Here is a 17,797-nt window from a genome sequence, read left to right as displayed (position 1 = left end):
CCGCGACGGATCAGCGGGCGGCGGCCGCCATCTCGACCAGCTCGCGCGCGTGGGCGAGGCCGCTCTCGGAGTCGGGGAGGCCCGAGAGCAGGCGCGCCATCTCGGCGATGCGCTCGTCGCCGTCGAGACGGCGCACGCTGGAGGCTGTCACCGACCCGTCGTTGCCCTTCACGACCGTGAGGTGGTTGGTCGCGAACGCGGCGACCTGGGCCAGGTGGGTGACGACGATGACCTGCGCGCTCTCGGCCAGTCGCGCCAGCCGGCGGCCGATCTCGATGGCCGAGGCGCCGCCGACGCCCGCGTCGATCTCGTCGAAGATGAAGGTCGGCACCGGGTCGGCGCCGGCGATGACGACCTCGATCGCCAGCATGACGCGCGAGAGCTCGCCGCCGGACGCGCCCTTGCCGAGCGGGCGGGGCTCGGCCCCGGGATGCGGCTGCAGCAGGATCGAGACCTGGTCGCGGCCGGTGGCCGAGTAATCGTCGCGCTCGGTGACCTCGACGACGACGCGCGCGTCGGGCATCGCGAGGGCGGAGAGCTCGTCGGAGACGGCGGCGGAGAGGCGCTCGGCGGCCTCCCGGCGGCGGGCGCTGAGATCGGCGGCCAGCTCGGCGGCCAGCGTCTCGTCGGCCTCGACCTCCCGTGCGAGGTCCTCGATGCGGTCGGCGTCGCCGTCGAGCTCCAGGAGGCGCAGGCTGCCCGTCTCGAGCGTGCGGATCACGTCGTCGAGCGTCGGTCCGTACTTGCGGACGAGCGTGGCCAGCTCGGAGCGCCGCTCCTGCACCAGCCCGAGCTCGTGGGCGCCGTCGGTGTCGAGCCCGTCGAGGTACGTCGAGAGCTGGGCGGCGATGTCGGAGATGAGGTAGTTGGCGTTGGCCACCGCCTCGGCGAGCGGACCCAGCGCCGCGTCGTGCGGCGCCATCCGGTCGAGCTGGCGACGCGCGTTGTCGAGCAGGCCCAGCGCGTCCGCGCCCTCGGACTCCTCCGCCGACAGCAGTTCGCGGGCACCGGCCGCGGCGAGCCGCAGCTCTTCGAGGTTGGTGAGGCGCTCGGCGCGCTCCGCCAGCTCGTCGTCCTCCCCGGGCTGGGGTGCGACCGTCTCGATCTCGGACATCGCGAGCCGGAGGTCGTCCGCCTCGCGCGAGCGGCGGTCGCGGTCGGCGACGAGCTCGTCGAGCTCGGCCGTGTTGTCGCGCCAGCGGTGGAAGACCTGCGCGTACGCGTCGACGGCCGCCCCGAAGTCGGGACCGGCGAAGCGGTCGAGCGCCTCGCGCTGCGCGACCGCCGACCGCAGCCGGATCTGGTCGGACTGGCCGTGCACGACGACGAGCTGCTCGCCGAGCTCGGTGAGCACGCTCACCGGAGCGCTGCGCCCGCCGACGACGGCGCGCGAGCGTCCTTCGGCGGAGACCGAGCGGCTCAGCACCAGCTCGGCCGCTCCCCCGCCCAGGGCGTCGACATCGCCTCCGGCGTCGCGGACGCGCTCGACGACCTCACCGGTGTCGATGACGCGCCAGCGCCCCTCGACCCAGGCCTGGCCGCTCCCGAGCCGCACCGCTCCGGTGTCGGCGCGCGAGCCGAGCAGCAGGCCGAGGGCGGACACCACCATCGTCTTGCCCGCGCCGGTCTCGCCGGTGATCGCGGTGAATCCCGCGCCCAGGGGCAGGGAGGCGTCGGCGATCACGCCCAGGTCTTTGATCGAGATCTCCTCGATCGCTCCACGTACGTCGGTCACGTCAGTCACGGCCCGCCGGCCCCCTCCATCCCGTGACGGGAAGATCGAACTTCTGCACCAGCCGGTCGGTGAACGGCCCCGGGTGCAGGCGCGCCAGGCGCACGGGCACCGGCGAGCGGCGCACGACCACGCGAGCGCCGCGCGGCAGGTCGAAGGCGCGACGGCCGTCGCACCACAGGATCCCCTCGCCGCCCGTGCGGTCCAGCAGCTCGACCGCGAGCGACGACTCCGCGTCGACCACCAGCGGGCGCGAGAACAGCGCGTGCGCGCTGAGCGGCACGAGCAGCAGCGCGGCGACGCCCGGCCACACGACCGGGCCGCCGGCCGAGAACGAGTAGGCGGTCGATCCCGTCGGGGTCGACATCACGACGCCGTCGCAGCCGAAGCTCGACATCGGCCGGCCGTCGACCTCGATCACCACCTCGAGCATCCGCTCGCGGCTGGCCTTCTCGACCGTGGCCTCGTTGAGCGCCCAGCTCTCGTAGACGACCTCGTCGCCGACCTTCACGCGGGCGGAGAGCGTCATGCGCTCCTCCACCGTGTAGTCCTTCGCGAGGCCGCGTGCGACCGCGATCTCGAGGTCGTCGCGCTCGCTCTCGGCGAGGAAGCCGACGTGGCCCAGGTTGACACCCAGCAGCGGCGCGGAGCAGCCGCGGACCAGCTCGGCCGCGCGCAGGATGGTGCCGTCACCGCCGAGCACGATCACCAGCTCCAGCTCGTCGGCCGCGACCTCGTCGCCGAGGAGGGCGATGCGGTCGAGGCCCGGTTCCGCCGCGAGGAGGTCGCGCCGCTCGTCCGCGCTGAGCACCGGGATGACGCCGGCCTCGAGCAGCTGCGTGCACACGCGCACGCCCGCGTCGAGGGAGTCCTGACGGCCGGTGTGCGCGACGACGAGGATGTATCGCGTCGCTGCTCCCATACCCGACTCTCCCTCCGGTCGTGCTCGTCCTCCCATTCTGTCGGAGATTCGGCCCGGTCTGGGTCGATCGCCCGCACCTGTGGAGAATTCACGGGTTGTTCCGCCGGGCCTGCGCCCGCTGCCTCCTGCGCTCAGCCGGCGAGGTCCTGCGCCCGGTCGAGCCACTCCGTCGGGTTCGCACCGCGCTCCGAGAGGTGGATGAGGAACTCGCGGTTGCCGTGCGAGCCCGCGATCGGCGACGCGATGACACCCGCCGTGCCGAGCCCGAGGTCGAACCCGGCCCACAAGACGCCGGTCAGCGCGTCCGCCCGCAGCACGGGGTCGTGCACGATCCCTTCGCGCACGCCGGTGCGCCCCACCTCGAACTGCGGCTTGACCAGCAGGACGAAGTCCGCCTCCGGCACGGCCGTGCCACGCAGGGCGGGGAGCACCTGGCCGAGGGAGATGAAGGACAGGTCGGCGACCACGAGGTCGGGCCGGGCGTCGTCGCCGGTCAGCCCGGCCAGCTGCTCGGCGGTGAGGGAGCGCACGTTGACGCCCTCGAACAACGCGAGCCGCTCCTCCAGCAAAAGTTGCGGGGCGAGCTGCCCGTGGCCGACGTCGACCGCGATCACCCGCGCCGCACCGCGCTCGAGCAGCACTTGGCTGAACCCGCCGGTCGAGGCGCCCGCGTCGAGCGCGAGGCGCCCCGCCACGGGCACGTCGAAGGCGTCGAGCGCCGCGATCAGCTTGTGCGCGCCGCGGCTGACGTAGTGGTCGGCGCCCGCGACCTCGACGCTCTGCTCCTCGCCGACCTTCGCCGACGCGCGCACGACCGGAGCGCCGTCGACCGTCACGAGCCCCTGGGCGATCAGCGTCGCGGCGTGCGTGCGCGAACGGGCCAGTCCGCGCGCGGCGAGAGCGACGTCGAGCCGCTCAGTCATGCCGGTGCGCGTCGGCTCCCTCGAGCCGTTCGGAGAGCTCGGCGTGCAGCTGCGCATAGGCGTCGGCGCGCGCCGTCAGCGGCTGCTCCTCGATCACATCGAGGCGGGCCACCAGCGCGTCGTCGCTGTCGTCGCGATCCTGGTCGGACATGCGTTCAGACTACTCGTCGGCCTATTCGACGAACACGCCGGCGAGCGTCTTCTTGCCGCGCCGCAGCACGACCATCCCGCCCGGGAGCGCCGCGTCGCCGATGGGCGCCTCGGCGTCCTCCGCCTTCGCGTTGTTCGTGTAGACGCCGCCCTGGGCGACCGCCCGGCGTGCCTCGCCGAGGCTGCTGGTGAGCCCGGTGTCGACGAGCGCCTGGGCGATCGTCGCGCCCGGCGCGGTCGTCGTGTTGGGCAGCTCGCGCAGGGCCGACTCCAGCGTGCCGCGGTCGAGGGAGGCGAGGTCGCCCTGGCCGAACAGCGCCTCGGCCGCCGCGATGGCCGCCTCGGTCTGCGCCACGCCGTGGACGAGCGTCGTCACGTCGCGCGCGAGCCGCAGCTGCGCCGCCCGGCGGAACGGCTCCTCGGCGACGAGGCGCTCGTACTCGGCGATCTCGTCGCGGGTGAGGAACGTGAACACCTTGAGCCGGCTGATCACGTCCGCGTCGTCGGTGTTGACCCAGAACTGGTAGAACGCGTACGGGCTGGTCAGCTCCGCGTCGATCCAGATCGCGTTGCCCTCGCTCTTGCCGAACTTGGTGCCGTCGCTGTTGGTGATGAGCGGCGTGCCGATGGCGTGCACGTGCGCGCCCTCGACCTTGCGGATGAGCTCGGTGCCGCTGGTGAGGTTGCCCCACTGGTCGCTGCCGCCGGTCTGCAGCACGCAGCCGTACTGGCGGTGCAGCTCGAGGAAGTCGAGGCCCTGGAGGATCTGGTAGCTGAACTCGGTGTACGAGATCCCCTCGTCGGAGTTCAGGCGCGCCGAGACGGCGTCCTTCTTCAGCATGGTGCCGACGCGGAAGTGCTTGCCGATCTCGCGCAGGAAGTCGATCGCGGACAGCGGCGCCGTCCAGTCGAGGTTGTTGACGAGACGCGCGGCGTTGTCGCCCTCGAAGCTGAGGTACTTCGAGACCTGCGCCTGCAGCGAGCGCACCCACTCGGCGACCGTCTCGCGCGTGTTGAGCGTGCGCTCGGCGGTCGGGCGCGGGTCGCCGATCAGGCCGGTCGAGCCGCCGACGAGGCCGAGCGGCTTGTGGCCGGCGAGCTGGAGGCGGCGCATGGTGAGCAGCTGCACGAGGTGGCCGAGGTGGAGGCTCGCCGCCGTCGGGTCGAAGCCGCAGTAATACGTGACCGGTCCGCCCGCGAGGAGTTCTTTGAGAGCGGCCTCGTCGGTGGAGACGTGGACGAGACCGCGCCAGACCAGTTCGTCCCAGATGTCGTCGAAGGACGGGTCGATGGCCTGCGTTTCGAGCGTGGCGGATTCGGACATCCACCCAGATTATCAGCGGGAGGGCCGGCCTCCCCGCCGTCGGCAGTCAGGTCCGTGGACCTGATGGACTAGTAATCAGGTCTATATCCCTGATAGAGTACCGATCAGGCCACCAGCCCTGACCGATTCAGGAGGACCGATGTTCGTGATCACCGCTGACCAGGTCGGCAGCCGCACCGGCCCCGACCTCGCCACCGACACGTTGCGCGCCCTGCAGGAGCGCCACGGCGAGACCCTCGCCCTCCCCGTCGACCGCAACGCCGGGGACGAGCTCCAGGCGCTGACACCCGACCCGGCGACCGCGCTGGCGCTGGTGCTCGAACTGACCCGGGACGGACTCTGGAGCGTCGGGGTCGGGATCGGCGCCATCCGCCTCCCGCTCCCCGCCCAGACCCGCGCGGCGAGCGGCGACGCCTTCGTCGCAGCCCGCGCCGCCGTCGGCCGCGCCAAGAAGTCCCCCACCCGCCTCGCCGTGGAGGCCCTCGTCGACCCCGAGGCCGCTCGGGATGTCGAAGCGCTCGCCGACCTGCTCCTCACCCTGCGCGACGCGCGCTCCCCCGCCGGCTGGGAGCTGTACGACCTCCTCTCCGCGGGACTGACCCAGACGGAAGCCGGCGCGCGCCTGGGCATCACCCCGCAATCGGTGAGCGACCGCGCCCGCGCCGCGAACCTCCGCGTCGAGCTGGCGGCCGTCCCCGCGCTGACTAGGCTGTTGGCGAGCGCCGACGCCGCACAGCTCGCCGCTCCCCCCACCACCGCGCACGACTCGGAGGACGAATGACGACCCTGCCCCCGGCGGCCTTCCTCGCCTTCCTCTTCGCGCACACCGTGTGGATGCTCGTCCTGCTGCTGACGATCGCCGCCCTCTGCTGCATGGTCGCGACCCTGCGCACACCCCGGCGTCCCCTCGTCTACACGGCGACCGGCCTCCTCGCGCTCGCGTTCATCCTCGCCGTCCTGCCGCAGGAGCAGGCGCCGCTGGAGTTCCGCCTCTTCATCGGCATCGCGGCGCTCGCCCTCAGCGTCGCGGGAGGCGGCCCCGCCTCCCAGCTGGTCCTCGCGCTGGCCGCGCGCAGCACGATCGTCGCGGGAGACCACGGCGGCATCGTCGTGCACGACCGCTCCACCGGCTCCGCCGCCGACGCCACCCGCGAGGTGCTGCGCGGCGGCACCACCATCGGCTTCCTGGAGCGCTTCGCGACCACCGGCGCGATCATGGCCGGCTTCCCGGAGGCGCTCGGCGTGCTGATCGCCATCAAGGGCGTCGGCCGCTTCACCGAGCTCGACACCGCCGAGGCGCGCGAACGGTTCATCATCGGCACGCTCGTCAGCATCACCTGGGCGTGCGTCTGCGCGGGCCTGTTCCGCTTCGTCGCGGCCTGAGCTCAGTCGTCCGATTTCGGGTGCCGCTTGTACGGCGACACCGTCGGGTCGCCCGGCAGCCAGTAGCGCCAGGGGAACGCCGCTCCCCCGCCCGCGCCCGAGACGCCGGTGCGCGGGCCCGTCTCGTACTCCGCCTGCTCGTCCGGCAGCAGCAGCTCGAAGCGCCCGCCGAACAGGTCGGCTCCGTCGTCGGCGAGCGCGATGCCCGCCGCCACGACCAGCCGCGCCGGGCCGCGCGCGAGGTCGCGGTGCGGGATGGTGCGGCCGCTGGCCCCCACCCGGCGCACCTCCGCGAGGGACTCGCCCTCGATGACCTCGGCGGCGCGCAGCAGCACGGCCGTCGCCTCGCCCTCCGGCGAGCACACGACGTTGGCGCACACGTGCATCCCGTACGTGAAGTACGCGTACAGGTGGCCGGGCGGCCCGTACATCACCGCGTTGCGCTTGGTGCGGCCGCGGAAGGCGTGCGAGCCGGGGTCGAGGCCGTCGCCGATGTACGCCTCCACCTCGGTGATGCGGAGCCCGACCGTCCCCTGGGCGGTGATGTGGCGGAGCACGGCGCCGAGGAGGCGCGGGGCGACCTCCAGCGACGACGCCTCGAAGACCTCGCGACGGGGATGGTGCAGCGGCATCTCGGGCCGGGTCCGCGTCAGAAGATGCGGCCGCCGGCGGCGACCGCGACGATCAGCCCGACGACGATGACCGCGATGGCGACCACGACGACCGTCGGGATGATCCACGGACGCTTCGGCGGCGTCTGCTCCGGGCGGGCCATCAGACCAGGTCCCGTCGCGTCGCGGCGAACGAGCCGGTGAAGGCGCGCACGCGCTCGGTGAGGGACGCGAGCTGCTCGGCCACCCGATCCGGTGCGGTCCCGCCGACGCCGGCGCGGCTGGCGACCGAGCCCTCGACGGTGAGCACCGACCGCACCTCCGGGGTCAGCAGTGGAGAGACGGCGGCGAGCTGCGCGTCGTCCACCTCGTGCAGCTCCAGGCCGTTCTCCTCGGCGAACTTCACCAGGCTGCCGGTGATCTCGTGCGCGTTGCGGAACGGGACGTGCTGCTTGACCAGCCACTCCGCGACGTCGGTCGCGAGCGAGAAGCCCTGCGGCGCGAGCTCCGCCATCCGGTCGGTGTGGAAGCGGAGGGTGGCGACCATGCCAGCGAAGGCCGGGAGCACGACCTCCAGCGTCTGCACGGAGTCGAACACGGGCTCCTTGTCCTCCTGCAGGTCGCGGTTGTACGCGAGCGGGAGGCCCTTGAGCGTCGTGAGCAGCCCCGTCAGGTTGCCGATCAGGCGGCCGGACTTGCCGCGGGCCAGCTCGGCGATGTCGGGGTTCTTCTTCTGCGGCATGATCGACGAGCCGGTCGAGTAGGCGTCGTCGAGGGTGACGAAGCCGAACTCGCGCGTGTTCCAGAGGATGATCTCCTCGGCGAAGCGGGAGAGGTCCACGCCGATCTGCGCGGCGATGAACGCGAACTCCGCCACGACATCCCGCGCGGCCGTGCCGTCGATCGAGTTCTCCGAGCTCGCGGCGAAGCCGAGCTCGCGCGCGACCAGCAGCGGGTCGAGCCCGAGCGTCGAGCCGGCCAGCGCGCCCGCGCCGTAGGGCGAGACGTCCGCGCGCTTGTCCCAGTCGGCCAGGCGCTCCAGATCGCGCACGAGCGGCCAGGTGTGCGCCAGCAGGTGGTGGGCCAGCAGCACCGGCTGGGCGTGCTGGAGGTGGGTGCGGCCCGGGAGGATCGCCGTCGGGTGCGCGTCGGCCTGGGCGGCGATCGCGTCGATGAGGCCGATCAGGCGTTCGGCGATGACGCCGGCGTGGTCGCGCAGGTAGAGGCGCACCAGCGTGGCGATCTGGTCGTTGCGGCTGCGGCCGGCGCGCAGCTTGCCGCCGAGCTCGGCGCCCGCGCGCTCGATCAGGCCGCGCTCCAGCGCTCCGTGCACGTCCTCGTCCGACTCGGCCGCGACGAACGCGCCCGACACCACGTCGGCGTCCAGCCGGTCGAGGGCGTCGAGCATCCCGGCCAGTTCGGCGTCGTCCAGGTAGCCGGCGGCGGCGAGCGCCGTGGCGTGCGCGCGCGAGCCGGCGATGTCGTAGGCGGCGAGCGCCCAGTCGAAGTGGGTGGACTTGCTCAGCGCGGCGAGCTCGGGCGAGGGTCCGCCCGCGAACCGGGCGCCCCAGAGCGAGCCCTCTCCGGTCTTGCCGACTCCGGTGCCGTCCGTCTCCGCGCTCATGCGGCCTCCTCCTGGTTCTTCGCGAGCAGCCAGGCCAGCAGGGCCTTCTGCGCGTGCAGCCTGTTCTCGGCTTCGTCCCAGATCACGGACTGGGGGCCGTCGATGACGTCCGCCGCCACCTCGTAGCCGCGGTAGGCGGGGAGGCAGTGCAGGAAGATCGCGTCCGGTGCGGCCTGCGCCATGATCGCGGCGTCGACCTGGTAGTCGCCGAACGTGGCGAGGCGCTGCGCCTTCTCGGCCTCCTGCCCCATCGACACCCAGGTGTCGGTGACGACCACGTCGGCGCCGGCCGCTGCGGCCGCCGCGTCCGTGAAGACCTCGACCGAGCCTCCCGTGGTCTCGGCGATGCGGCGTGCGTCAGCGAGGATCGCCGGGGCGGGCGCGTACTCCGCGGGGGCGGCGATGCGCACGTGCATCCCGGCCGTCGCGCCGCCGAGCAGGTACGAGTGCGACATGTTGTTCGCGCCGTCGCCGAAGTAGCTCATCGTCAGCCCGGCGAGGGAGCCCTTGTGCTCCTGGACGGTCTGCAGATCGGCCAGGATCTGGCAGGGGTGGAAGTCGTCCGAGAGGGCGTTGACCACGGGCACCCGGGTGCCGGCCGCCATCTCCTCCAGGCCCGACTGGGCGAAAGTGCGCCATACGATCGCGGAGACCATGCGCTCGAGCACGCGCGCGGTGTCGGCGACGGACTCCTTGCCGCCCAGCTGGCTGTCCGCGCTCGAGACGACGAGCGGGCTGCCGCCCAGGTCGGCGATGCCGACGGCGAACGAGACGCGGGTGCGCGTCGAGGTCTTGTCGAAGAAGACGGCGACGGTCTGCGGGCCCGCGAGCGGCTTGTGCGCGTACGGATCGCGCTTGAGCTCGGCCGCCAGTGCCAGGATCTCGGCCTGCTCGGCCGGGGTGATGTCGTCGTCGCGGAGGAAGTGCCTGGTCATCGGTCTCTTTCGTCTCGGGAGGTCAGAGGGCGGCGAGGGCGCGGCCGAAGCGCTCCCGGAACTCCGCCAGTTCGGCGTCGCCCACGATCAGCGGCGGCGCGAGCCGGATGCTGGACTCGTTCGGGGCGTTGATGATGAGGCCCTCGGCGAGGGCCGCGTCGGACAGGCGGTGCGCCTCCCCCTCGGTGAGCCCGATGCCGATCAGCAGGCCGGCTCCGCGCACGTCGCCGATGAGCGGCGAGTCGTAGGAGCGGATGATGGCGCGCAGCTCCTCGCCGCGACGGGCGGCGTTCTCGACCAGGCCGGCGCGCTCGATCTCGCCGAGCACGGCGTTGCCGGCCGCGGTCGCGAGCGGGTTGCCGCCGAAGGTCGAGCCGTGCTGGCCCTGGGTGAAGAGGTCGGACGCCCAGCCGAACGTGACGAGCGCACCGATCGGCACGCCGCCGGCGATCCCCTTCGCGACGGTCACCGCGTCCGGGAGGATGTCCTCGTGCTGGTACGCGAACCAGCGCCCCGTCCGGCCGACACCGGTCTGGATCTCGTCCAGGATGAGCAGCGCGCCGTGCTGCTCGGTGAGCTCGCGGGCGCGGACCAGGAAGCCCTCGGGCAGGTCGAGCACGCCCGCCTCCCCCTTGATCGGCTCGATGAAGAGCGCGGCGACGCGGTCGTCGATCGCCGCCTCCAGCGCCTCGATCGTGGAGTCGATGTGCTCGACGCCGCCCGGGAGGGGCTCGAACGCCTCGCGCATCGGCGGCTTGCCGGTGAGGGCGAGGGAGCCCATGGTGCGGCCGTGGAACGCGTTGTTCAGCGCGAGCACGCGGGTGCGGTTGCCGTGGGGCCCGCGGTTGAGGCGGGCGAGCTTGAAGGCGGCCTCGTTGGCCTCCGCGCCCGAGTTGCCGAAGAGGACGCGCCCCTGGTCGCCCGCGCCCGTGATGGTGCGCAGGCGCTCGGCGAGCTCCAGCTGCGGCGCGGTCGAGAAGTAGTTGGAGACGTGGGCGAGCGTGCCCACCTGACGGCTGACCGCCTCCACCAGCGCGGGGTGCGCGTGCCCGAGCGAGTTGACCGCGATCCCGGCGAGGAAGTCGAGGTACTCGACCCCGTCCGTGTCCCAGACCCGGCAGCCCTCGCCGCGCGCCAGCATCAGCTTCGGCGTCGCCAGCGTGCGCATGATCGCGTCGCCGAAGCGACCCTTCCACTGTCCCTGTGTCAGCTCGCTCACGCGGGCACCACCTCCGTTCCGATTCCGGACTGCGTGAACACCTCGAGCAGGATCGAGTGCGGCACGCGCCCGTCGATGATGGCCGCCTTCTCGACACCGCCGTCGACCGCGTCGAGGCAGGCCGCCATCTTCGGGATCATGCCCGACTCGAGGGAGGGCAGCAGCTCGCGCAGGTCGTCGGAGTCGATCTTCGACAGCAGCGAGTCGCGGTCGGGCCAGTCGCTGTAGAGACCCGCGACGTCGGTCAGGATGACCAGCTTCGCGGCCCCGAGGGCGACGGCGAGCGCGGCCGCCGCGGCATCGGCGTTCACGTTGAGCGCCTGCCCCGGGTCGTCGATGTCCGGCGCGATGGAGGAGACGACCGGGATGCGGCCGGCCGCGATCTGCGCGTGCACGGCCTCCGGGTTCACCCCGACCACATCGCCGACGAGTCCGAGGTCGACCTCTTCGCCGTCCACGACCGCTCCGCGGCGCCGACCCTGGAACAGGCCCGCGTCCTCTCCCGAGAGGCCGGCCGCGAGCGGGCCGTGCTTGTTGATGTTGCTGACGATGTCGCGGCTGATCTGGCCGGTGAGCACCATGCGCACCACATCCATCGCCTCCGGGGTGGTTACGCGGTAGCCGCCGCGGAACTCGGAGTGGATGCCGAGCCGGTCGAGCATCGCCGAGATCTGCGGGCCGCCGCCGTGCACCACGACCGGGCGGATGCCGGCGTAGCGCAGGTAGACCATGTCCTCGGCGAAGGTGCGCTGCAGGTCCTCGTTCACCATGGCGTTGCCGCCGAACTTGATGACGATGATCTGGTCGTGGAACCGCTTGAGCCACGGCAAGGACTCGATCAGAGTGGCGGCCTTCGCGGCCGCCGCTGAGCGGTCCTCCGCCTCGTCGATGGCCTCGGTGTCGATGGCCTCGGTGTCGATGGCTGCCGGGTCGATGCCGGCGGGGTCGATGTCTGAAGGAGTCGTCATCTCAGCTGGCGTACGCACTGTTCTCGTGCACGTAGTCGTGCGTGAGGTCGTTGGTCAGGATGGTCGCCGTCTCGGCCCCCGCGTGCAGGTCGATCAACACGTGCACGGCGCGGGGCGTGAGGTCCACGAGGTCGCGCGGCTGGTCCGGCTCCCCCGCGGTGCAGACCTGGACGCCGTTGATCGCGACGTCGATGCCGTACGGGTCGAACGCGGCGCCGGTCGTGCCGACGGCGGCGAGCACCCGGCCCCAGTTGGGGTCGTTGCCGAAGATCGCGGCCTTGAAGAGGTTGCTGCGCGAGACCGCGCGTCCGACCTCCACTGCCTCGTCCTCCGAGTGCGCGTTCACGACCTCGATGGCGATGTCGTGGGAGGCGCCCTCGGCGTCGGCCTGGAGCTGCTCGGCCAGGCTGCGGCACACCTCGGTGAGGGCGAGCGCGAACGCCGCCTCGTCGGGCACCACGCCGCTCGCGCCGGAGCCGAGCAGGGCGACGGTGTCGTTGGTGGACATGCAGCCGTCGGAGTCGAGCCGGTCGAAGGTGACCCGGGTGGCGGTGCGCAGTGCGCGGTCCAGCTGCTCGGAGTCGAGCACGGCGTCGGTGGTGAGCACCACGAGCATGGTCGCGAGGCCCGGCGCCAGCATCCCGGCGCCCTTCGCCATGCCGCCGACCGTCCAGCCCTCGGCCGCGCGGTGCTCGGCCTCCTTCGGACGGGTGTCGGTGGTCATGATGGCCTCGGCGGCGCCCAGGCCGGCGTCGGTCGCCAGCGCGGTGGAGGCCGACTCGACGCCCGCGATGAGCTTGCTCAGGTCGAGCTGGTCGCCGATCAGGCCGGTCGAGCAGACGAGCACGTCGCCGGCGGAGACGCCGAGCCGCTCGGCCACGGCCTCGGCCGTCGCGTGCGTGGTCTGGAAGCCCTGCGCGCCGGTGTAGCAGTTGGCGCCGCCGGAGTTGAGGACGATCGCCGACACGACGCCGTCGGTCATGACCTGCTCGCTCCACAGCACCGGGTTCGCCTTGCAGCGGTTGGTGGTGAAGACGGCGGCCGCGGCGGTGAGCGGGCCGAGGTTGCGCACGAGCGCGAGGTCGCGCTTGCCGCTCGACTTGAGTCCGGCGACGACGCCGGCGGCGGCGAATCCCGATGCTGCGGTAACGCTCACGGTGCGACTCCATTCACTGCGAGGCCCGTCGTCTCGTCGAGGCCGAGGGCGATGTTGGCGGACTGGATGGCGGCGCCGGCCGTCCCCTTGTAGAGGTTGTCGATCGCGAGCACCGTCACGACGCGGCCCGCGGCCTCGTCCAGGGCGACCCCGATCAGCACGGTGTTCGAGCCGAGCACGTCGGCGGTCCGCGGCACGGACCCGGCGGGCAGCACGTGCACGAACGGCTCGTCCGCATACGCGGCCTCCCACGTCGCCTGCACCTGCTCGGCCGTGACGCCGGGCTTCACCCGCGCGGTCGTGGTCGCCAGGATGCCCCGCGACATCGGCACGAGCACCGGCGTGAAGGAGACGGTGGGGGCGGTGGCGCCGGCCTTGCGGAGGTTCTGCTGGATCTCCGGGATGTGGCGGTGCGTGCCCCCGACCGCGTACGGGTTGGCGGAGCCGAGGATCTCGCTCGCGAGGTACATCGTCTTGAGGCTCTTGCCCGCGCCCGAAGGGCCGACCGCGAGCACCGCGACCACGTCCTGCTCCTCGACCAGTCCCGAGTGGATGCCCGGCGCGAGTGCGAGCGAGACGGCGCTGGCGTTGCATCCCGGTGCGGCGATGCGCGTCGCGCCGACGATGTTCTCGCGCTGGCGGCCGTCACCGACCTGCAGCTCCGGCACGCCGTATGCCCACGAGCCGAAGTGCTCGCCGCCGTAGAAGGCGGCCCAGTCGGCCGGGTCCTCCAGGCGGTGGTCGGCGCCGCAGTCGACGACGAGCGTCTCCGCCGGCAGCTGCGCGGCGATCTCGCCCGACTTGCCGTGCGGCAGGGCGAGGAAGACGATGTCGTGGCCGGAGAGGTTCTCGGCCGTCGACTCGACGAGCGTGAGGTGCGCCAGCGAGCGCAGGTGCGGCTGGTGCGCGATGAGGGGGTGACCGGCGTTCTGATGCGCGGTCACGGTGCGGATCTCGAAGTCCGGGTGATCGGCGAGGATGCGGAGGAGCTCCCCACCCGCGTATCCGGATGCGCCGGCGACGGCGACCGAGAAGGTCATGCTACTTCCTTAGTGAGTGGACGACAGGGGCCTCGGCGACGGCGACGCCCACGTCGACCCACGAAGGGTCGCCCGAACGCCGCCTAGATTCGGCGGTCGCGCAGGCGTCGGCGCAGGGCGCGGGCGGCGAGGGCCGCACGCGAGCTCGCGGTGCACCGGACGGAAAGCATGCGTCCACCCTAGCGGCCCCGCGGCGCCCGCCGCCACTCGGCGGGCGCCACGGCGTCATTCGCGGATGGCCGCCCCGAACCGCTCGGCGGCGAGCGCCGCTCCGGAGAGCTTCGCCTCGCTCGCCTCGGCGGCGGTGAGAGTGCGGTCCTCGGCGCGGAAGCGCAGGGCGAACGTCAGGCTCTTGCGTCCCTCCGGCAGCCCGGTGCCGCGGTAGTCGTCGACGAGGCGGATGTCTTCGAGCAGCGCGCCCGCACCCTCCTGCACCGCGGCGAGCACCTCGCCCGCGGGCACCTCGGCGGGCACCACCAGGGAGAGGTCCTGCGTCGCGGCAGGGAAGCCGGCGATCACACGGGCGACGATGTCGTCGGACGAAACGGCGATGAGCGCGTCCAGGTCGAGTTCGAACACGGCGACCACGCGGGGCAGGTCGAGCTCGGCCGCCAGGGCGGGGAGGAGCTCTCCCGCATAGCCGACGGCCGTCTCCACGCCGTCGCGACCGCGGGCGAGGAGCCGCGCGGTGCGTCCCGGGTGCAGGGCCTGGTGGCTGCTCTGTTCCGGGCGGACCTGCACGCCGACCGCCGCAGCGGTCTGCGCGACCATGGCGAGGGCGTCGGCGATGCCGGCGGCGACCGCCTCCAGCCCGGGCTGCTTCTCGACCGTGTGGCCGACGACCAGCCCGGCGAGATGCCGGGGCTGGGCCGGGATGCCGGCGTTCAGGGCGCCGAGGGTCTCCTCGTCGGGGAGCGCGGCGCCGGGCGGGAGCGTCTCGCTGCCGAGCTGCGACGCGTCCGGGAGGAACACGGTGCCGAGCTCGTAGATCGACAGGTCGACGAGGCCACGGGCGATGTTGCGCTTGGCGACCTCCACGAGTCCAGGCAGGAGCGACGTGCGCAGGTACGGCGCGGTCGCGTCGAGCGCGTTGGCCAGCTTGACCGCGGGCACGCCGCCGGCCTCGGGCGAGCCGAAGAGGTCGTTCTGCTTCTCGCTCACGAACGGGAAGGCGAGCACCTCGGTGGCGCCGTTGTCCGCGAGGATCTGCGCGACGCCGCGGCGGAGCTTCTGCTCGCGGCTGAGCCCGCGCCCGGGAGGCGCGACCGGCAGCACCGAGGGGATGCGGTCGTACCCGACGATGCGGGCGACCTCCTCCGCGAGGTCCGACTTGTCGAGCAGGTCGGGCCGCCAGCTCGGCGGAACGACGAGGAGCGCACCGGCGGTCTCGGAGACCGCTCCGCCGATCTCGGCGAGCGCCCCGCGCACCTCGTCCGCGGTGAACTCCACGCCGATCAGGCCGGCGATGTAGCCGTCAGGGAGGCGGATCGCCTCCGCGTCGGTCGCGGCGTCGTGCAGCGAGCCGAGCTCGTCGGCGTGGCCGCCGGCGAGCTGCTCGAGCAGCTGCACGACGCGCGCCGCGGCCGCCACGGCGACGCGCGGGTCGACCCCGCGCTCGAAGCGCTTGGACGCCTCGCTCGGCAGCTTGTGCCGGCGGGCGGTGCGGGCGATCGACACCGGGTCGAAGTTCGCGGCCTCGATCAGGACGTTGGTGGTGCCCTCCCCGATCTCGGTGGAGGCGCCGCCCATCACGCCCGCGAGGCCGATGGCGCCGGAGTCGTCGGTGATCAGGAGGTCCTCGACGTGCAGCGCGCGCGCCTGCTCGTCGAGCGTGACCAGGGTCTCCCCCGGGTGCGCCCGGCGCACGACGAGACCGCCGGTCACCTTGTCGAGGTCGTAGCCGTGGATCGGCTGGCCGAGCTCCAGCATCACGTAGTTCGTGATGTCGACGATGAGCGAGATCGAGCGGATGCCGGCGAGCTTGAGGCGCGACACCATCCACGGCGGCGTCGGGCGGCTGCCGTCCACGTCGCGCACGACACGGGTGACGAACACGCTGGAGCCGATGCGCCCACGGATGGGCGCGCGGTCGTCGATCGCGACCGAGAAGCCGCGCGCGTGCTCGGCCGCCGGGGCGACCGTGACGGCGTCGGCCGGGTCGCGGAAGGCCGCTCCCGTCGCGTGCGAGTACTCTCGGGCGATGCCGCGGATCGAGAACGCGTAGCCGCGGTCGGGGGTGACGTTGACCTCCACGGCCGTGTCGTCCAGGCCGAGCAGCGAGATCGCGTCGGTCCCGACCTCCGGGTCGAGGCCCATGGTGACGAGGCGCAGGATGCCGGCGTGGTCGTCGCCGAGGCCGAGCTCGCGGGTCGAGGCGATCATGCCGTCCGACACGTGACCGTAGGTCTTGCGGGCCGCGATCGGGAACGGGCCGGGCAGCACCGAGCCGGGCAGGGTCACCACGACCTTGTCGCCGCGCAGGAAGTTGCTCGCGCCGCAGACGATGCCGCGCACGTCCTCGCCGCCGTCGGCCGCCGTCTGCCCCTCGGGGGCGACGCGCACCTGGCACCAACGGATCGTCTTCCCGTTGCTCTGCGGCTCCTCGACGAAGTCGAGCACCTCACCGACGACAACCGGTCCGGAGATCTCGAAGGTGTGGATGTCCTCCTCCTCGAGCCCGACGGCGACGAGGGCGGCGTGCACCTCCTCCGCGGTCGTTCCGGGCTCGAGGTCGACGTACTCGCCGAGCCAACTCAGGGGGACGCGCATCAGACCACCATTCCGAACTGCTGGGAGAAGCGGACATCGCCCTCGGCCATGTCGCGCATGTCTTTCACGTCGTTGCGGAACATCAGCGCCCGCTCGACGCCCACACCGAACGCGAAGCCCGAGTAGACGTCGGGGTCGATGCCCGCGGAGCGGAGCACGTTCGGGTTGACCATGCCGCAGCCGCCCCACTCGATCCAGCGCGCGCCGCCCTTGAAGGTCGGGTGCCACAGGTCGAGCTCGGCGCTCGGCTCGGTGAAGGGGAAGTAGTTCGGGCGCAGGCGCACCTTCGCCTCGTCGCCGAACAGCGTCTTGACGAAGTGGTCGAGGGTGCCGCGCAGGTGCGCCATCGTCAGGCCCTTGTCGACGGCGATGCCCTCGGTCTGGGTGAAGACCGGCAGGTGGGTGGCGTCGAACTCGTCGGTGCGGAACACGCGCCCGGGCGCGATCCGGTAGACGGGCAGCTCGTTGCCGAGCAGGGCGCGCAGCTGCACCGGGGAGGTGTGGGTGCGCAGCACGAGGTGCGAGTCGGTGGGCGCGGCGAAGAAGGTGTCCTGCATCGCGCGCGCCGGGTGGTCGGCGTCGAAGTTCAGCGCGTCGAAGTTGTACCACTCGCTCTCGAGCTCCGGCCCCTCCGCGACCTCCCAGCCCATGCCGACGAAGCTGTCGGCGATGCGCTCCTGCAGGAGGGACAGCGGGTGCCGGGCGCCGGGGGTCCAGCGGGAAGCGAGGGCGGTGACGTCGACCGTCTCGGCGGCCAGCGCTGCGGCCTCCTCCTGGGCGGCGATCGCCTGCTCCTTGGCGGCGAACGCCTGGCCGACGCGGGCGCGGGCGCCGCCGACGAGCTTGCCCGCCGCGGCCTTCTGGTCGCCGGGCAGGGAGCGGATGCTCGCGTTCAGGCGCGCGAGCGGCGAGCCCTCCGCGGTGTGCTCGTGCCGCACGGCCTTGAGCGCGGCCGAGTCGCCCGCGGCGTCGATCGCGGCGAGCGCCGCCTCGACCGCCGCTTCGACCGAGCCTTCGGTGATTTCGGTGGTTTCAGACACG

17 protein-coding genes are annotated in these 17,797 nt (G+C 72.8%); 2 read left to right on the top strand and 15 right to left on the bottom strand.

All coding sequences use genetic code 11. The features are described from left to right. Positions 1-10: 10 nt before the first annotated feature. The 5 genes from recN to tyrS form a co-directional block, all read right to left on the bottom strand. Positions 11-1,735: a DNA repair protein RecN gene (recN, locus tag BGO91_RS15425; RefSeq protein WP_290473798.1), complete on the bottom strand. Its 1,725-nt coding sequence runs from the start codon at positions 1,733-1,735 to the stop codon at positions 11-13. Between the two features lies 1 nt (position 1,736). Further along, on the bottom strand, positions 1,737-2,654 hold the full coding sequence (locus tag BGO91_RS15420; RefSeq protein WP_179699653.1) for an NAD kinase: 918 nt from the start codon (positions 2,652-2,654) through the stop codon (positions 1,737-1,739). Between the two features lie 131 nt (positions 2,655-2,785). Next, positions 2,786-3,577, bottom strand: coding sequence for a TlyA family RNA methyltransferase (locus BGO91_RS15415; RefSeq protein WP_290473609.1), 792 nt, complete (start codon positions 3,575-3,577; stop codon positions 2,786-2,788). Continuing rightward, complete coding sequence (locus BGO91_RS15410) at positions 3,570-3,728, bottom strand: hypothetical protein (protein ID WP_290473608.1); 159 nt, start codon at positions 3,726-3,728, stop codon at positions 3,570-3,572. The genes BGO91_RS15415 and BGO91_RS15410 overlap by 8 nt, the downstream gene beginning before the upstream one ends. Before the next feature lie 21 nt (positions 3,729-3,749). Then, a complete protein-coding gene (gene tyrS / locus BGO91_RS15405) occupies positions 3,750-5,051 on the bottom strand; it encodes a tyrosine--tRNA ligase (protein WP_290473607.1) in 1,302 nt (433 codons plus the stop codon). Between the two features lie 139 nt (positions 5,052-5,190). Here tyrS and BGO91_RS15400 point away from each other — a divergent pair, with 139 nt between their 5' ends. Both BGO91_RS15400 and BGO91_RS15395 read left to right on the top strand, forming a co-directional pair. Further along, on the top strand, positions 5,191-5,832 hold the full coding sequence (locus BGO91_RS15400) for a DNA-binding protein (protein WP_290473606.1): 642 nt from the start codon (positions 5,191-5,193) through the stop codon (positions 5,830-5,832). Next, a complete protein-coding gene (locus BGO91_RS15395; RefSeq protein WP_290473605.1) occupies positions 5,829-6,434 on the top strand; it encodes a hypothetical protein in 606 nt (201 codons plus the stop codon). Before BGO91_RS15400 ends, BGO91_RS15395 begins: the two co-directional genes overlap by 4 nt. A gap of 2 nt (positions 6,435-6,436) precedes the next feature. Here the strand turns inward: BGO91_RS15395 and BGO91_RS15390 are convergent, their stop codons facing one another. The 10 genes from BGO91_RS15390 to pheS form a co-directional block, all read right to left on the bottom strand. After that, positions 6,437-7,066 (bottom strand): DNA-3-methyladenine glycosylase, encoded by a 630-nt coding sequence (locus BGO91_RS15390; RefSeq protein WP_290473604.1) that lies wholly within the window; start codon positions 7,064-7,066, stop codon positions 6,437-6,439. Positions 7,067-7,083: 17 nt separating this feature from the next. After that, positions 7,084-7,209, bottom strand: coding sequence for a hypothetical protein (locus BGO91_RS15385; RefSeq protein ID WP_290473603.1), 126 nt, complete (start codon positions 7,207-7,209; stop codon positions 7,084-7,086). Further along, positions 7,209-8,669 (bottom strand): argininosuccinate lyase, encoded by a 1,461-nt coding sequence (gene argH, locus BGO91_RS15380; RefSeq protein ID WP_290473602.1) that lies wholly within the window; start codon positions 8,667-8,669, stop codon positions 7,209-7,211. The genes BGO91_RS15385 and argH overlap by 1 nt, the downstream gene beginning before the upstream one ends. Then, positions 8,666-9,604 (bottom strand): ornithine carbamoyltransferase, encoded by a 939-nt coding sequence (gene argF, locus BGO91_RS15375; protein ID WP_290473601.1) that lies wholly within the window; start codon positions 9,602-9,604, stop codon positions 8,666-8,668. Before argF ends, argH begins: the two co-directional genes overlap by 4 nt. A 22-nt stretch (positions 9,605-9,626) precedes the next feature. Next, on the bottom strand, positions 9,627-10,823 hold the full coding sequence (locus BGO91_RS15370; protein ID WP_290473600.1) for an acetylornithine transaminase: 1,197 nt from the start codon (positions 10,821-10,823) through the stop codon (positions 9,627-9,629). Then, a complete protein-coding gene (gene argB, locus BGO91_RS15365) occupies positions 10,820-11,791 on the bottom strand; it encodes an acetylglutamate kinase (protein ID WP_290473599.1) in 972 nt (323 codons plus the stop codon). The genes BGO91_RS15370 and argB overlap by 4 nt, the downstream gene beginning before the upstream one ends. A gap of 1 nt (position 11,792) precedes the next feature. After that, positions 11,793-12,947 carry a bifunctional glutamate N-acetyltransferase/amino-acid acetyltransferase ArgJ gene (gene argJ / locus BGO91_RS15360; protein ID WP_290473598.1) on the bottom strand — a complete coding sequence of 385 codons (1,155 nt, stop codon included), beginning with the start codon at positions 12,945-12,947 and terminating at the stop codon, positions 11,793-11,795. After that, the gene (gene argC / locus BGO91_RS15355; RefSeq protein WP_290473597.1) at positions 12,944-13,987 is read right to left on the bottom strand and encodes an N-acetyl-gamma-glutamyl-phosphate reductase; all 1,044 of its coding nucleotides are present in this window, start codon (positions 13,985-13,987) and stop codon (positions 12,944-12,946) included. Before argC ends, argJ begins: the two co-directional genes overlap by 4 nt. A 225-nt stretch (positions 13,988-14,212) precedes the next feature. Next, complete coding sequence (gene pheT / locus BGO91_RS15350; RefSeq protein WP_290473596.1) at positions 14,213-16,756, bottom strand: phenylalanine--tRNA ligase subunit beta; 2,544 nt, start codon at positions 16,754-16,756, stop codon at positions 14,213-14,215. Further along, complete coding sequence (gene pheS / locus BGO91_RS15345; RefSeq protein WP_290473595.1) at positions 16,756-17,796, bottom strand: phenylalanine--tRNA ligase subunit alpha; 1,041 nt, start codon at positions 17,794-17,796, stop codon at positions 16,756-16,758. The genes pheT and pheS overlap by 1 nt, the downstream gene beginning before the upstream one ends. Between the last annotated feature and the right edge of the window lies 1 nt (position 17,797).

This window comes from Leifsonia sp. 71-9 (assembly GCF_001898805.1).
Taxonomy (GTDB): domain Bacteria; phylum Actinomycetota; class Actinomycetes; order Actinomycetales; family Microbacteriaceae; genus Leifsonia.
This window is presented reverse-complemented; position numbering and strand designations above follow the sequence as displayed.

What these genes read in the sequence shown, in the direction of transcription:
- BGO91_RS15415 (WP_290473609.1), bottom strand. Translation starts at nt 3,577, where the DNA reads ATGACTGAGCGGCTCGACGTCGCTCTCGCCGCGCGCGGACTGGCCCGT.
- argF (WP_290473601.1), bottom strand. Translation starts at nt 9,604, where the DNA reads ATGACCAGGCACTTCCTCCGCGACGACGACATCACCCCGGCCGAGCAG.
- BGO91_RS15395 (WP_290473605.1), top strand. Translation starts at nt 5,829, where the DNA reads ATGACGACCCTGCCCCCGGCGGCCTTCCTCGCCTTCCTCTTCGCGCAC.
- BGO91_RS15410 (WP_290473608.1), bottom strand. Translation starts at nt 3,728, where the DNA reads ATGTCCGACCAGGATCGCGACGACAGCGACGACGCGCTGGTGGCCCGC.
- BGO91_RS15420 (WP_179699653.1), bottom strand. Translation starts at nt 2,654, where the DNA reads ATGGGAGCAGCGACGCGATACATCCTCGTCGTCGCGCACACCGGCCGT.
- BGO91_RS15400 (WP_290473606.1), top strand. Translation starts at nt 5,191, where the DNA reads ATGTTCGTGATCACCGCTGACCAGGTCGGCAGCCGCACCGGCCCCGAC.
- pheT (WP_290473596.1), bottom strand. Translation starts at nt 16,756, where the DNA reads ATGCGCGTCCCCCTGAGTTGGCTCGGCGAGTACGTCGACCTCGAGCCC.
- argC (WP_290473597.1), bottom strand. Translation starts at nt 13,987, where the DNA reads ATGACCTTCTCGGTCGCCGTCGCCGGCGCATCCGGATACGCGGGTGGG.
- BGO91_RS15390 (WP_290473604.1), bottom strand. Translation starts at nt 7,066, where the DNA reads ATGCCGCTGCACCATCCCCGTCGCGAGGTCTTCGAGGCGTCGTCGCTG.
- tyrS (WP_290473607.1), bottom strand. Translation starts at nt 5,051, where the DNA reads ATGTCCGAATCCGCCACGCTCGAAACGCAGGCCATCGACCCGTCCTTC.
- argH (WP_290473602.1), bottom strand. Translation starts at nt 8,669, where the DNA reads ATGAGCGCGGAGACGGACGGCACCGGAGTCGGCAAGACCGGAGAGGGC.
- BGO91_RS15385 (WP_290473603.1), bottom strand. Translation starts at nt 7,209, where the DNA reads ATGGCCCGCCCGGAGCAGACGCCGCCGAAGCGTCCGTGGATCATCCCG.
- argB (WP_290473599.1), bottom strand. Translation starts at nt 11,791, where the DNA reads ATGACGACTCCTTCAGACATCGACCCCGCCGGCATCGACCCGGCAGCC.